17 protein-coding genes are annotated in these 14,683 nt (G+C 42.1%); all 17 read right to left on the bottom strand.

The features are described from left to right. Window positions 1-9: 9 nt before the first annotated feature. Entirely contained in the window at window positions 10-618 is a 609-nt protein-coding gene (gene lhaT, locus ACR65F_RS11565) for a lipoprotein heptaprenylglyceryl N-acetyltransferase LhaT (RefSeq protein WP_039041835.1), read from the bottom strand. Window positions 619-691: 73 nt separating this feature from the next. Continuing rightward, complete coding sequence (locus tag ACR65F_RS11560) at window positions 692-1,456, bottom strand: c-type cytochrome (RefSeq protein WP_440504485.1); 765 nt, start codon at window positions 1,454-1,456, stop codon at window positions 692-694. A gap of 42 nt (window positions 1,457-1,498) precedes the next feature. Beyond that, on the bottom strand, window positions 1,499-2,173 hold the full coding sequence (qcrB, locus tag ACR65F_RS11555; RefSeq protein ID WP_039041767.1) for a menaquinol-cytochrome c reductase cytochrome b subunit: 675 nt from the start codon (window positions 2,171-2,173) through the stop codon (window positions 1,499-1,501). Window positions 2,174-2,195: 22 nt separating this feature from the next. Further along, window positions 2,196-2,699: a QcrA and Rieske domain-containing protein gene (locus tag ACR65F_RS11550; RefSeq protein ID WP_039041768.1), complete on the bottom strand. Its 504-nt coding sequence runs from the start codon at window positions 2,697-2,699 to the stop codon at window positions 2,196-2,198. A gap of 186 nt (window positions 2,700-2,885) precedes the next feature. Then, window positions 2,886-3,332: a DUF2487 family protein gene (locus ACR65F_RS11545; protein ID WP_039041769.1), complete on the bottom strand. Its 447-nt coding sequence runs from the start codon at window positions 3,330-3,332 to the stop codon at window positions 2,886-2,888. 48 nt (window positions 3,333-3,380) lie between these two features. After that, a complete protein-coding gene (locus tag ACR65F_RS11540; RefSeq protein ID WP_039041770.1) occupies window positions 3,381-3,935 on the bottom strand; it encodes a ReoY family proteolytic degradation factor in 555 nt (184 codons plus the stop codon). Window position 3,936: 1 nt separating this feature from the next. Continuing rightward, window positions 3,937-5,208, bottom strand: a complete 1,272-nt coding sequence (locus ACR65F_RS11535; RefSeq protein ID WP_039041771.1) for a tetratricopeptide repeat protein — start codon at window positions 5,206-5,208, stop codon at window positions 3,937-3,939. A gap of 39 nt (window positions 5,209-5,247) precedes the next feature. Continuing rightward, a complete protein-coding gene (gene aroA / locus ACR65F_RS11530; protein WP_440504484.1) occupies window positions 5,248-6,555 on the bottom strand; it encodes a 3-phosphoshikimate 1-carboxyvinyltransferase in 1,308 nt (435 codons plus the stop codon). Between the two features lie 14 nt (window positions 6,556-6,569). Then, complete coding sequence (locus ACR65F_RS11525) at window positions 6,570-7,682, bottom strand: prephenate dehydrogenase (RefSeq protein ID WP_440504483.1); 1,113 nt, start codon at window positions 7,680-7,682, stop codon at window positions 6,570-6,572. Window positions 7,683-7,686: 4 nt separating this feature from the next. Then, window positions 7,687-8,778, bottom strand: coding sequence for a histidinol-phosphate transaminase (hisC, locus tag ACR65F_RS11520; protein WP_440504482.1), 1,092 nt, complete (start codon window positions 8,776-8,778; stop codon window positions 7,687-7,689). A 25-nt stretch (window positions 8,779-8,803) separates the two neighbouring features. Next, window positions 8,804-9,169, bottom strand: coding sequence for a chorismate mutase (aroH, locus tag ACR65F_RS11515; protein WP_039041774.1), 366 nt, complete (start codon window positions 9,167-9,169; stop codon window positions 8,804-8,806). Further along, entirely contained in the window at window positions 9,166-10,272 is a 1,107-nt protein-coding gene (aroB, locus tag ACR65F_RS11510) for a 3-dehydroquinate synthase (RefSeq protein WP_440504481.1), read from the bottom strand. Before aroB ends, aroH begins: the two co-directional genes overlap by 4 nt. Before the next feature lie 3 nt (window positions 10,273-10,275). After that, complete coding sequence (gene aroC, locus ACR65F_RS11505; protein WP_039041776.1) at window positions 10,276-11,457, bottom strand: chorismate synthase; 1,182 nt, start codon at window positions 11,455-11,457, stop codon at window positions 10,276-10,278. A gap of 113 nt (window positions 11,458-11,570) precedes the next feature. After that, window positions 11,571-12,341, bottom strand: a complete 771-nt coding sequence (locus tag ACR65F_RS11500; RefSeq protein ID WP_039041777.1) for a CheR family methyltransferase — start codon at window positions 12,339-12,341, stop codon at window positions 11,571-11,573. A 78-nt stretch (window positions 12,342-12,419) separates the two neighbouring features. Further along, window positions 12,420-12,866 (bottom strand): nucleoside-diphosphate kinase, encoded by a 447-nt coding sequence (ndk, locus tag ACR65F_RS11495; protein ID WP_025784884.1) that lies wholly within the window; start codon window positions 12,864-12,866, stop codon window positions 12,420-12,422. Between the two features lie 99 nt (window positions 12,867-12,965). After that, window positions 12,966-13,940 carry a polyprenyl synthetase family protein gene (locus ACR65F_RS11490; protein ID WP_039041778.1) on the bottom strand — a complete coding sequence of 325 codons (975 nt, stop codon included), beginning with the start codon at window positions 13,938-13,940 and terminating at the stop codon, window positions 12,966-12,968. Window positions 13,941-13,966: 26 nt separating this feature from the next. Continuing rightward, complete coding sequence (locus ACR65F_RS11485; RefSeq protein WP_039041779.1) at window positions 13,967-14,662, bottom strand: demethylmenaquinone methyltransferase; 696 nt, start codon at window positions 14,660-14,662, stop codon at window positions 13,967-13,969. Window positions 14,663-14,683: the final 21 nt, after the last annotated feature.

Genomic DNA, 14,683 nt, shown 5'->3' with positions numbered 1-14,683 from the left:
TTAAGATACTTATTGGATTAGCTCTGTTACAATTTTATGACGACGCTTCCAATTCCATACCGCAAGTAAAATACAAACAATGGATAACCAAAACGTGAAGTAGCCTATGGTATCCATCATCTTCATCAGGTCCCCATAGATTGGCATCTGTCCAAAGACATAATCGATTACGTCATTATGCAACGTCCAAACAGCGGCTATTAAAATCGAAATCATCCCGAATTTGTACTTATTCCAATACAATACTCCCTGAAGAGCCATCGCCCCATGTGAAATAACAAGCATCCATCCAGCAGGACCAATTGAGCCCACTTCGTTCAATGTCAGCAGATTCATAACTACAGCCCATATCCCATATTTCACAAGAGTAATGAGAGCGAGAGCTTCAAACAATTTGAAATTCGTATTCAGTAACCAGCCGATGATAGCAAAGCAGAAAAACAAACTGGCGGTCGGGCTGTCGGGTACGAATATCCAATAAATCGGATCTGTGATTTCAAGTTGCCACATGTACCAATCATACCCGTATACAGTTCCAATGATATTGATGAACAATAAAATCCATAGGAACGATTTGTTGAACAGAATCATTCGTATCCAAGTTAGTGCAAATTGCATACCCTTCACTCCATACATTGCAGAATCCATTTATATGTATCAAAAAAGGAGTCAGTTTCCTGACTCCTTTAAGTTATTCTTTTCCTAGATTCGAGATGAACTCAGCCATAGTCGCCAAGTCTTCGTCTGAACCTTCCCATTGACCTGCAGGCATTGTACCAATACCATCATGGGCGATTTTTTCAATTTCTTCTGGTGAAAGTCCAGTATCTGTTAGTGGAAGACCCAATCCACCTTGGAACTGATCACCGTGACAGTTGATACAACTTGAGCCTTGGTAGATTTTATATCCCTCGGCTTCAGTATCAAATTCAACCTCTTCAACGATTTTACCTTGTGCTGCCGCTTTTTCCCAGTCATGGTTTGCAACTGATTCCCATGTTAGGTAGAAGATAGCTGCGAAAGCTAAAAGCATAAAACCTGTTGGCAACGGACGTTTCCATGGACGACGTTCTTTAGAAGTATCCATGAATGGAACGAGCATAAGTGCACCAACAGCAAGTCCTGGAACCACGATAGCTCCAATGACGTTAAATGGACCGGATGCAAATTCATACTTCAGCAACTGGTACATAAACAAGAAATACCAGTCAGGAAGAGGAATATATGTCGTATCGGTCGGATCCGCTTGTCGCTCAAGCGGTGATGGATGCGCTAATGTAATAATCAAATACCCAGTTAAGAAAATTGCTCCAATCATCCACTCTTTCAAGAGGAAGTTTGGCCAGAAGGCTTCCGTCTTACCCGGATATTCGGAATAGTCTTTAGGTGTGTTGGACATTCTATTCGTTTTAATACGTGAATCTCCAACGAATTTCATACCTTTTCCGTGCTGCATCTTGTTCCCTCCTTAGTGAGAAATCAAGGATTTCCTTATATTTTACAATGGTCCGGAAATACCTTGTCTTCTGATCATGATAAAGTGTGCTGCGAGCAATCCAAGAAGTGCTGCAGGCAGGAAGAATACGTGGATCGCAAAGAAACGCGTTAGCGTTTGTGCTCCAAGAATCGTAGCATCACCTGCAAGAAGGATCTTAATCCACTCACCTATAAACGGAACAGAAGCTGCAATCTCAATTCCTACTTTTGTAGCAAATAGTGCTTTCATATCCCATGGCAATAAGTATCCAGTGAATCCAAGACCTAAGATGACAACGAACAATAGTACGCCGACAACCCAGTTCAATTCACGAGGCTTTTTATAGGCACCTGTGAAGAATACACGTAATGTATGTAGGAACATCATTACAATTACGAGAGAGGCTCCCCAGTGGTGCATACCACGCACGATTTCTCCGTATGCAACTTCATTTTGAAGATAATAAACGGATTTCCAAGCATTTTCAATATCTGGAGTGTAATACATCGTTAGGAACATACCAGACAAGATTTGGATTACCGTGACGAAGAATGTCAATCCTCCGAAACAATAGATGAATGCAGAAAAATGATGTGCGGGGTTTACGTGTTCAGGTACTTCATGATCAGCGATATCGCGCCAAATAGGAGTGATATCAAGCCGTTCATCGACCCAATCATAAATTTTGTTCATCAATTTGATTGTACCCCCTGACTAATTAGACTAATGTGTTCGGCATTGTTTTACCGAGGTGGACATAACCGTCAATAACTTCCACTTCATACTGGTCAAGTGGACCCAATGGTGGAGTTCCAGCTACGTTTTTACCATTTTTTTCATAACGACCTGCATGGCATGGACAGAAATACTGATTAGGATGCGTATCGTCGCCTGCCCAGTTCACAGTACAGCCTAGGTGTTTACAAACAGGGGATAGTGCGATAATTTTATCGCCATCTCTATAGACCCAAGCAGTGTTTGAAACGTCTGATTTGTACCAAGCATCTTTACGGTCTTTGATCGTATAATCGACACGAACTGGCGTTTCAGTCACATCATCCGCTTTTTGTTCAGTAGGGATATAATCTCCACCATCCGCTGATGCTAATACCGGGTCAATTGCAAAGCGAATCATCGGCATTGCTGCTGCTGAAACCATGAATCCACCGACACCCATCAATGTGTAGTTAAGGAATTGGCGTCTAGACACTTTGCTGCTCATTCATTTCCCTCCTCTTACTCCAAAGTCAGTCCAACGGACATACTTTTGCTAATTGTTAATACTAGGACATATCTATAATATCCTACCACCACTTGAAATTCAACGTTGCATTTAAATGCGTTTTCTGTTTGTGAACAAATAATGAATTTTTCTCAGTTACAATTCACAAATCCTTCTATTAATTGCCTATTTTATCCATTCTTCCGTAAACCGCGGCAGTAGCTGCTTTAATTGGTCTTCCAAAATGGATTGTTTTAACCGATCATCCATATTTTCAATCGGAATGGAAGGCAACCATAACACTTTTTCTTGAATGTCAATGCTTGTCCATGCAGAATCCGTTGTAACATAAAAAACGTGTTTAAATGGGGATTTTGTTAAGTCTGTTGAAAGCATTCCACCGAATTGCTGAATGTCCATTGAAGGTGTGTAAGCAAAAGGGGGTGCTACCATGATTCTCCCTTTAAACTGTAATTCAATATAGTCTACTAAGTTCATTAAAAAGTCTGTTGAGGATGCGCTTGCTTTCATCCTCTCTTCAACTGTTTCAACTTTTATAAGAGGGACGACCAACGTATCTATGTATTCTTTTTGTTGCAAAAACAGATTCATATCTGAAGCATTCCAATTCATTGTATCCAACCTTTCCTAGTGAAGAATGACTCCATCACAATGATGGAGTCACCGCTCTTCAAATACTTTCAACTCGTTCAACATCGCTGATAAAGCCAAAAATTGTTTCTCATCATTTGCATCAAGGGCTTCATCTACATACTTCATCAATGTTTCTTTAGTCATCGTTGTTACACTTTCATGTAACAACTGTTTTGCAATCTGTCGATCCCGCTCACTGACTTGCTGATCCATTGGAAAATACGGATTCTCTTCAAGCACACTCGCATAATGTGGCGAGCTGTTGCTCTTTAGGAAGTTAAGCTGAATGAACATTTTTTCATCCGGATGCAAACGCAAATCATGAAACGATTTCTCCGCATCTGTTGTCATTAGACTCCCTTTGTAAAATCTGAAAGGCACACCATTCGAGTCAGTTGTCGAAATCACCATCGCTCGCGGACAAAAATGTGCGTCGTTTGTAAAATGAACATTTCTCAAAATCTTCTCATGGCTTAATAAGTAATTCAAAATCCAGACACATTCCCGGCGCTTTAAACGATAGCGCTTTAAAAACCACCTAATGAAATCCTTTTTGGCAGCGACAGGAATCATGGCTTCCATCTTACGCCTCCTCTTCTTCCTGATCCTCTAGAAATGATGTCCATTCAGGATGATCCGGTACAAGCTTCACCAGTTCCTTTACAATGTTCATCGCTTCCGGTCGTTTCCCTTCTTCTAGTAGAAACTTAGCGTATCTTTCTAGAAATTCCGGATCTTCCTTCATGCCAGTGTATGCCTGAACGTAAGAATCGTATGCCTCCGCATAACGTTCTAGATTCTCCTCAGCATATGCTTTGAATGCAGCAAGTAAAGGGATTTCCAACTGTTCTTCAGATGCATCTTGAAGAAGTTCCAGTAGGTTATCGTGTTGTTCTCGTTGTTCGAACAAAGAAGCTAGTGAAATGCGAGCTTCTACGTACTCGGGATCTAAAGCTAGTGCATCTCCCAAATAGCGCTCTGCATCTTCAGGTAGACCTAGCTTCAGTGCAATTTTACCCGCCGCAAGATGCAGCTCTTTGTCGAATTCGTCTCTTCGTATCCCTTCTTTAAAGAAAGAGAACGCTTTTTCACTTTCATCTAGTAATAGACTTGCCTGCCCCGCCAGCATATATGCAGAAAAATAGTCAGGATCCATTTCAATTAACTGATCTAAATGATTCAGCGCTGGTTGAGAATTTCCACTTTGGTATTGGCTATATGCTGCACCGAAAAGCGTGTCGGGATGTACATTCCCATGCTTTAGTAGAGACTCGTAATAAGGAACTGCTTCTTCATACGCACCACCGGCACTGTATGCTTCTGCAATCCGCGATTCAAGGGATGTGCCACCAACTTCATCGACTCCCCGTTCTCTCAGTTTCAAGTAAAGACGAACAGCTTCTGAATATTTACCACTCTCCAGCAGAAGTTCTGCTTTCGCAAAACGGATGACCGGCTCTTCTGGTGCAAGCTCCGCTGCTTCATCAATTTTAGATAATGCAACTTCTGCCATTCCAACCGTTTGATAATAATCGGCTAGCAATAAAAGTGCTTGCAGATACTCTTCTTCTTCTTTCTGTATATCCGTCAAGAGTAACAGCGCCTCGTCTTCTCTTCCCAACGCCATCATTGCTTCTGCTCGATCGATTTTCAGTTGACCGGCATCCGGCATGTGGGCGAGTAAAGCATCATATAACTGATCCGCTTGAGGAACGAGACCGTACTCCATTAGAAGAGTTGCACTGTCATAAACCGCATCAAACTCAGTGCTTTTCGAGAGTTGCTCAACCGTTTTTTCAATAGCTTGCAACTCGCCATTCATAATCATGTTTTCTAACTGTTGTACCTGCTCCATAGTTTCTCCTTTTTTAACACGTTGTATACAATAAGTCCATTAGTGTTTCGATCGAGTCAACGAATTAAGATGTTCGAAAAATCCAGGATAGGAAACATTAATACAGGAAGCATCTTCAATCTGTACAGGCCCTTCAGTCACTAATGATGCAATGGCAGCCATCATTCCTAATCGATGATCACCGTGAGAGCTAAGTGTTGCACCATTTAGTTTTGTTGGACCTGTAACACGCATCCCGTCAGGCGTCGGTTCGATGGATGCACCTAGCTTTTGTAGTTCAGAGCAAACCGCTTCGATCCTGTCCGTCTCTTTCACCCGAAGTTCCTCAGCGTCCTTAATAATCGTGATCCCTTTTGCTTGAGTTGCAAGTAATGCAATTACAGGTAACTCGTCAATCAATCTCGGTATTAGAGAACCACTAATTTCAATCGCACGTAAGTCGGACGTTTCTACTGTGAGCTCTCCATAGGGTTCACCTTCCACTTCAACCTCATGCTCAATAGATACTTTAGCTCCCATCTCTTTCAATACATCTACAATCCCCGTGCGAGTGGGATTGAGTCCGACATCTTTAAAAGTAATGGTACTTCCCGGAACCATTGCCGCTGCACACATAAAAAAGGCAGCAGAAGAAATGTCGCCAGGCACTTTCACATCACACGCTTGTAAGGACTGTCCACCAACAATTGACACTGAGGTTCCTTCTGTTTGGACTTTCGCTCCAAACTGTTGAAGCATACGTTCAGTATGGTCACGTGAGATAGCTTTTTCAGTAACAACTGTAGTCCCATCTGCTGAAAAACCTCCAAATAATAGAGCGGATTTCACTTGTGCACTGGCAATAGGCATTTCATAAGACATGGCTTTGAGAGGAGAACCTTTCACCGTTAACGGTAACGTTCCTGCTACATGATCACTCTCAAATTTAGCGTCCATTTCAGTCAATGGTGTTGTGACACGACGCATCGGTCGCTTACATAAGTAACGATCACCTGTAATTTCAGCAGTTACCTTCGATCCTGCGAGAATTCCTAGCAATAATCTAGCTGTGGTCCCGGAATTTCCAGCGTCCAATGCTTCATCCGGATTTTTCCACGCCGTGATTCCTGGACTTTTAACGGTTACATTTGTTCCACTTCTCACAATATTCACTCCGAGCTGGGAGAAAATACGGATTGTTGAAAGACAATCTTCGCCGGCAAGAAAACCACTTATATTCGTTGTACCCTTTGCAATAGCACCGAGCATGACGGCGCGATGCGAAATCGATTTATCACCTGGAACTTGTAAAGTACCATTCAATGAGCCTCCTTCAAAGGAAGCTGTAATCTTATCTATTTTCTCCATAAAATGCGCCTCCGTCAAAGTATTTGCATAGAGTACTCAGTTTCTTTCTCAAGCACTTGTGCAGCATTATTCCGTTCCGCTGCAGAACGGAAGCTGATGACGAGAATTCCATATACATCAGTCCGAGTTTCAACGATACGAATATTAGTCAAACTAATCTCTTTCACAGCCAAAATACGTGTGATTTCAGAAATCACTCCCGGATGATCGGGGACATCTATATGAAGGTCGAACTGCATATACAGAGCGCCTTGAGCTTCGTCCTTTGTAACCGAAGGAAGATTGTCGCGAAACTGTTTCGCTTGATCGAAAAATTGTTGAATCGTACTTGGGTCATTGTCAGTTAGCATTTCTCGTACCGTATGCATTTCAGACAGCCATCTATCTAACTGACCTACTAACTCTTCTTTGTTCTGAACAGTGATATCCCGCCACATAACCGGATCCGCCGATGCAATCCGTGTAAGATCTCGGAAACCACCAGCAGCAAGTCTTCGCACAAAGGGCTGTTGTTGTTCTTGGTAAGAAAGCAGGTTCACGAGAGAGGATGCGATAATATGAGGGAAGTGACTAACTACTGCAGTCATCTGATCATGCTCAGATGCACCTAGCACGGCTAATTTCCCTTGTGTCACTGTTAACAGTGTTTTCATGCGTTCGAGATCACCTGAATGACAACTTTCTACAGGAGTCAGCACATAATAGGCGTTTTCAAATAGATGCTCGATAGCTGCCGAAATTCCACTTTTATGTGACCCCGCCATCGGATGTCCTCCAATAAAGGTAATTCCTTTGTCGATCAAACCACTTGCAGCACTCATGATCGGTTGTTTGGTGCTTCCAGTATCACTTACAATTACAGTTGGTTTCATCTCCCACGATACTGCTTCCTGTAATAGTTGCGCAGTTGCCGCAACAGGCACAGCAAATATGAGGAAATCTGCTTCTTTTGCTGCCGCTTTGACTGAAGGTGCGACGGAGTCAATTATACCTCTTCGATAAGCTTCATCCGCCGATTTATAGGAACGATCAAATCCCGTAATTACGACATCAGGATTTCGTTTCAACGCTAATGCTAGGGATCCACCGATCAGCCCTAGTCCAATGATAGATACGTTAGTTGTCATAGGTTTAACCTCTGTTTGTCAATAGTGTTTCGAACGCTTTGAAAAAACCAGTATTTTGCTCTTCAGAACCGATAGTCACACGAATTCGATTAGGCGTTCCAAGTAGATCTCCACTTCGTACGATATAGCCAAGTTGCATTAACTGATTTGATGCTTCATTTGCATTTATAGGGACTTCAATTAGGACAAAGTTCGCTTCAGATGGATTAATGGCCAAATCATTCTCCCTTGCAAATTCTTCAAAACGCTTTCGCTGTTTCCCATTTTCAAGACGACATTCATCAATGAAAGTCTGGTCTTCCAAAGCTTTTTCAGCAACAAGGAGAGATAGAGAACTTGTATTAAATGGATTTCTAACTTTGTTGAGCTCAGTAATAACTTCAGAAGAAGCGATTCCATATCCAACACGGAAGGAGGCGAGACCGTATGCTTTCGAGAATGTCCGCAAAATCATGAGATTCGGGTATTCAGATAGCCATTGAATCGGATCCTCATAACTCTCCTCAGTTATGTATTCAAAGTATGCTTCATCCAAAACAGTCAAGATCGTTCTAGGCACTTCATCTAAAAACTTTTTCAAGCTATTAGATGGGATCAAGTCACCTGTAGGATTGTTTGGGCTACAGATCCAGATAACCGATGTTGCCGAATCGATTTCTTGTAAGAATTGTTTAAGATCGTGTTGACCACCCACTAACGGAACTTCACGTACTTCCGCTCCTTCAATTCTTGCATTGTGTCCATATTGCGGAAATGATGGTGTTGGCATTACCGTATTCGACTCACTTGTTAAGAGTGTACGACAAATAATCGTAATAAGATCATCTGATCCATTTCCTAGGATGACATTAGATTCATCCACTCCTAATTTTTCTGCAAGTTTCGTTTTGAGTGGAGGAGCACCGGTCTCAGGATACATTTCAATCTGAATCTCTGGATTCGCTAAAAGTTTACGTACCGAAGGAGCACAACCATAAGGATTTTCGTTAGAAGCTAGCTTTACAAGTTCTTCTAAGCCGAATTCCTTTTGTACCTCTTCAATAGATCTACCTGGTTTATACGGCTTCATAGTTGCTAGTGCTGGTTTCCAATTCATGTGCGATCTCCTCCTGTATGATGACCTATTTCTTAAGATCGGGTCTAAGTTTCACTGCATCATTTTGATAGATATGAATGATATCTTGCTGCGCAACCTCTGTGTTGACATGCATGAGTACACGTATACACAGTGGCATCCCCCCAGATACGTCCATTTCATGCATACACATCACAGGAACATATGTCCAACCTTCTATTGTACGTACCGCTTTTGCAGGAAATGCGGATTGTACGTCGACAGTTGTAGAGATTAGCACAGAAACGATGTCTTCGGCCTCTAAATTATTTTCATTAGCCATTGTTTGAACTAATAGCTCGGTTGCTTCTAAAACAGCTTGTTGGTCATCCTGACTTACGGTTGTCGCACCCCTTACGCCTCTTACTGTCATGTTTGCACTTCCCCCTTTATACGCGAAATCAGTTCATAAAATGAGTGTTCGCATTGTTCTTCAGAAACTTTTTGAGCAAATGGATTTCCAAGACTCTTGAGTAAAACAAAGACCAATTCTCCTGAGGACACTTTTTTATCCTTTTTCATGAAAGGTAACAGTGCACTGAATTCAACTTCCAAAATTGCCTGTATTGGATATCCTGCATGATCAGCAAAGCGAATAAACCTATGTGTGAATTCCGGTGTGATATCGCCATAGGTTTCACTTAACAAAAGACTATACGCCATACCGATCATGACACACTCCCCATGACTGACTTTACCAAATCCAAAATATGCTTCTACGGCATGACCAAGAGTATGACCGAAGTTCAAAAACTTACGCATATCTTGTTCAAATTCGTCTTGTGAAACAATATCAGCTTTAACTTGAATCCCTTTTATAAGCTCAGATGTTAACACGTCCGCAGAAAAGTGCGGGAAGTCAGAATTCAAAAGCAATGACTCCGTCCAGTCAGCATCTGATATCAATGCATGTTTTAGGAGCTCAGCCATGCCAGAGCGTATTTCCCGTTTTGCTAGGGTCGTAAATAGATCAGGCTGGAATAGAACACCAGCCGGCTGATGAAATGCCCCGACCATATTTTTACCTTCTGGCATGTTAATAGCAGTTTTACCGCCTACAGCACTATCATGAGCAAGTATCGTTGTCGGGCATTGGAGGAATGGAATCCCCCTCATAAAGGTTGCAGCGACAAATCCAGTCAAGTCACCACAAGCTCCTCCACCGAATGCAATAAGCACAGATTGTCTAGTGAAATTATGCTGCAGCAAAAACGAGTGGCAACTCATGAAAATTATTGGGGTTTTACTCTCTTCTCCCGCTGGAAGGATATGCAGCTCATAGTCAATCCCGGCTGCTTTTAATGCTTGTTCAAGTTTATCCAAGTGATATGAGGCCGCTGTCGCATCTGCAAAAACCCCGACTTTATCTGCATTATGCAGTAACTCTTTGTACTCCGTGGCAAAGAGCTCGTATACCTCTTCGCCAATGTGAACGTCGTATGAAGTGTTTTTTGTTTTGACGGTGAGTTGTTCCATCGCTTAAAACTCCTTTGCGTAAAGACGGTATTGCTCTAGGTCAGCTTTCAGTCCATCCATTTCAAACGAACGAAATTCTTCGATAATCACTTTAGCTAATTCAGTGGCAATTACGTGTTCCGCAACGACGGATGCAGCAGGAACTGCACATGGATCAGACCGCTCGATGGTTGCTGTAAATGGCTCCTTCGTGTCGATATCGACACTTTCTAACGGTTTATACAACGTCGGAATCGGTTTCATGACTCCTCTAATGACAATCGGCATTCCCGTCGACATACCACCTTCTAACCCTCCAAGACGATTCGATTTTCTGAAATAGCCTCTCTCTTCGGACCATACGATTTCGTCATGTACTTCACTCCCGAAACGCTTTGCCATTTCAAAGCCAATCCCGAATTCTACACCTTTGAACGCATTAATGGACATCATAGCCGCTGCAAGACGACCGTCTAACTTCCGGTCAAACTGAGCGTAACTTCCCATACCAGGTGGGCATCCTTCAATTACAACTTCCACTACCCCACCCAAAGTGTCTCCACGACCTTTTGCGTCATCGATTGCTTCTACCATGGCTTGTGACACTTCGGAATCCGCACAATATACAGGATCGGCTTCCACTTGTGCACGAATCTCTTCCATCGTAAGCTCAGCAGTTGAAGCGGAATCAGCGACAATACCTCCGATTTCGACAACATGCGCAATCGTATTGATACCGAGTTCTCGTAAAAATTGTTTTGCCACAGCACCTGCAGCTACTCGCATCGTTGTTTCACGTGCAGATGAGCGCTCTAGTACGTTTCTAAGATCTCGATGCCCGTATTTAATGCCCCCTACTAAGTCTGCATGACCAGGTCTTGGCCGCGTAATCTGACGTTTAATATCCTCGGGTCTAACGTTCTCTGGAAGAGGTTCAACACCCATAATAGATGTCCAATGCTTCCAATCATCGTTGACGACTGTTAATGTCACAGGTGAACCAAGTGTTTTCCCATGGCGGACACCAGATGAAATAACTACCTGATCTTTTTCAATCTGCATTCTGCGACCTCTTCCATGTCCACCTTGGCGGCGTGAAAGTTCTCTTGTTATCATTTCAGCTGTCAATGGTAATTGCGCCGGTAATCCTTCAATAATCGTGGTCAACTCTGGACCGTGTGATTCTCCCGCTGTTAATATCCTCATTTCCATATCCCCCTTTTGATACTTGCTGAAATGAACCATTGTTAGCACTTTACCAAACTACAGCAATATTGACTACTTGTTTAAACAAAAAAACCCGGAAATGTCCGGATTTTTCATATTTTCTTATAAAAGAAGGTATCTTCAGATTCAAGACCATAGCGTTCGGGACTGAATATCTGTTCAGTGCTCCCTACAAAAAGAATACCTCCAGGTTTCAACGCTTTTGCGAAGTTCGTGTAAATTTGATCTTTGGCTTCTTCTGTAAAGTAAATCATGACATTTCTGCAGACGATTAGGTCAAAGTCATTACCATACGCATCATCGAGCAAATTATGTTGTTTAAATACCACAGTTTTTTTCACTTCGTCAGTAACCTGGAAAAACTGGCCTTCTTGCTTAAAATACTTTTTCTTGACATTAGGAGGCACTTCTTTCAAAGAACGTTCCGGATAAAGACCTACCTTAGCTTTTTCAAGCACTCCATTATCCAAGTCAGTCGCTGAAATCGTAATTTCTCTTAACGGAAGGTGATTGGACAGAACCATCGCCATCGAATACGGTTCCTCTCCTGTAGAACATGCAGCACTCCAACACTTCAACTTTTTAGTCTTCTGTATAAGTTGTGGGAGGATTTTTGTGTCTAACACTTCCCATCGTTGCGAGTTCCTGTAAAATTCAGATACATTTATCGTCATTCGGTCCAGGAATTCATCCATCATGGAACGATCATTGCGGATTAACTCAAAGTACTCGGTGAAATTTTTACATCCTCGTTTTTCATAAAGCGATGTTAGACGTCTTTTCATTTGCGCTTCTTTATAAAGAGATAGGTCAATTCCTGTTTTTTGTTTTACACTGGCGATAAATTTCGTGTAATCGGACAATTGTTTACCTCCATCCATCCAGCAATTATGTATAACAAAAACAGCCGGCGGAACCCGCTAGGCTGTTTTTGCTTTGTATTAGTTGATCCAGCTGTTTACTACTTTTTCGTAAGAAGAAAGTTCTTCTTCTTTAAAGAACAAACCGATTTCACGCTCTGCAGATTCTGGTGAATCTGAACCGTGGATGATGTTCTTTGCAACAGTAACCGCGAAATCACCGCGGATTGTTCCTGGTGCTGATTCTTTAGGGTTAGTAGCACCCATCATAAGGCGTGCTGTAGAGATAACGTTTTCGCCTTCCCATACCATTGCGAATACAGGACCAGATGTAATGAAGTCAACAAGTTCGCCGAAGAATGGACGCTCTTTGTGCTCACCGTAGTGCTGCTCTGCAAGTTCTTGAGAAATTGTCATCAATTTCCCTCCAACTAGCTGATATCCTTTGCTTTCGAAACGGTTTACGATTTCACCAATTAGACCACGTTGAACGCCGTCAGGTTTTACCATTAAAAATGTTTTTTCCATAATTCAATTACACTCCTTCATAGTGACAAATCGGGATTACCCCTACTGATCGTACCAAAGGTGAAACGATCTTTCAATTTTTTCTTTTTCTGCGAGAATTTAAAATGTTCGTTTAGCAAGAAAATCAGCTACTTGTTCAAACGCTTTTTTCGCATCGCTATCCGGTAACATCCGTATCTCAGCTGTCGCTTTTTCTAGATATAGGTCACTTACCTCATGAGCTTTTTCAATGGCTCCACTCTCTCTTATATAGCGCAACATTTCTGTACGTTCCTTTTCTGACAACGTTCCATCAAATGCCTTTGTTAAATAAGGTTGGAACGAAGGTTCGTTTCGAATATACAAAATAGGTAACGTCAGATGTCCATTAAGAAGATCAGAACCAGCGGGTTTTCCTAATTGCTTGTCCGAAGATGTTAAGTCTAATATGTCGTCGACAATTTGAAACGCCATTCCAGCATAATATCCAAAGTTCCTCAATCGACGCACAACTTCATCATCCGCATTAGAGATTAATGCACCTAGCTCACAGCTAGATGATAGGAGAAGCGCTGTTTTCCGCTTGATGCGACGCAAATAATCTCGAAATGATTGGTCCGTTCTTCTTTGGTAGTCAAATTGAATAATCTCACCTTTACAGATTTCGAGCATTGTATCTGCTAGCAATTTGTGCACGGAAGTCATTTCAATTTCACCAATTGAAGTTAACGCGCGCGAAAAAATGAAGTCGCCAGTGTACATCGCAACTCGATTATCCCACTTTGCTTTAACGGTTTTGCGCCCTCTTCTCATATTTGAATCATCAATGACATCGTCATGAACGAGAGAAGCCATGTGGACTAGCTCTAAGGAAACCGCTACTTTTGCGGTTGTTTCCATCGAATAATCCCCGAACTTGGAAGAAAGAAATACGAAAATTGGACGGATCCTCTTCCCTCCAGCTCTCAGCAAATGAATGGATGCTTGCTGAATAAGCGGAGAATCCGATTGAACGGCATTCTCAAGCTCTTTCTCGATATAAATGAGTTCCTTTCGGAAATCGGTATATAATGCCATCGCCTTCAACTTTTCCAAAATGATTCCCTTCTCCCGCCTGCTTATTATTTGATCGCGATATGTCCGGCAGCTACCCCGCCGCTATATGGACGATAATCGACTTGAGTAAATCCAGCAGACTTAAATAGCTGAGCTAATTCCTCACGACCCGGAAACTCGTCAGCAGATTCTTGAAGCCAAGAATACTCTTTATAACTTTTCGCGAACAACTTTCCGAATACCGGCATAATGTAATTAAAGTACAATCTGAATAATTGACGATATCCAGGAATTTCTGATTGAGACGTTTCCAAGCACGCAACGATCCCACCAGGTTTAACGACTCGGTACATTTCTCTCAACGCGGTTTCATAATTGGGTACATTCCGTAAGCCGAAACCGATTGTCACATAGTCAAATGTATTATCTTCAAATGGTAGGTCCATCGCATTCCCTTGAATCAGAGTAATGTTAGGATACTTATCAGTTTTAGGCGCAGCTGAAGAGAGCATTGCTTCGCTAAAATCAAGACCTGTCACATCTCCTTCACTCCCAATGGTTTGTGCTAAAGAGATGGTCCAGTCAGCCGTCCCACAACAGACGTCTAAAGCCTTAGATCCTGCTTTTACATTCATGCGCTTCATAATGTCAGCACGCCATTTTTTGTGCAAGTTAAAACTGATGACAGAATTCATCTTGTCATAGTCAGTTGATATCGATTCGAATACAGAATGTACTTTCTGTTCTTTAGATTGACTCAAGTGGAATCTCCTCTTTTCAAT

The sequence above is a fragment of the Sporosarcina sp. SAFN-010 genome, from assembly GCF_059415065.1.
This window is presented reverse-complemented; position numbering and strand designations above follow the sequence as displayed.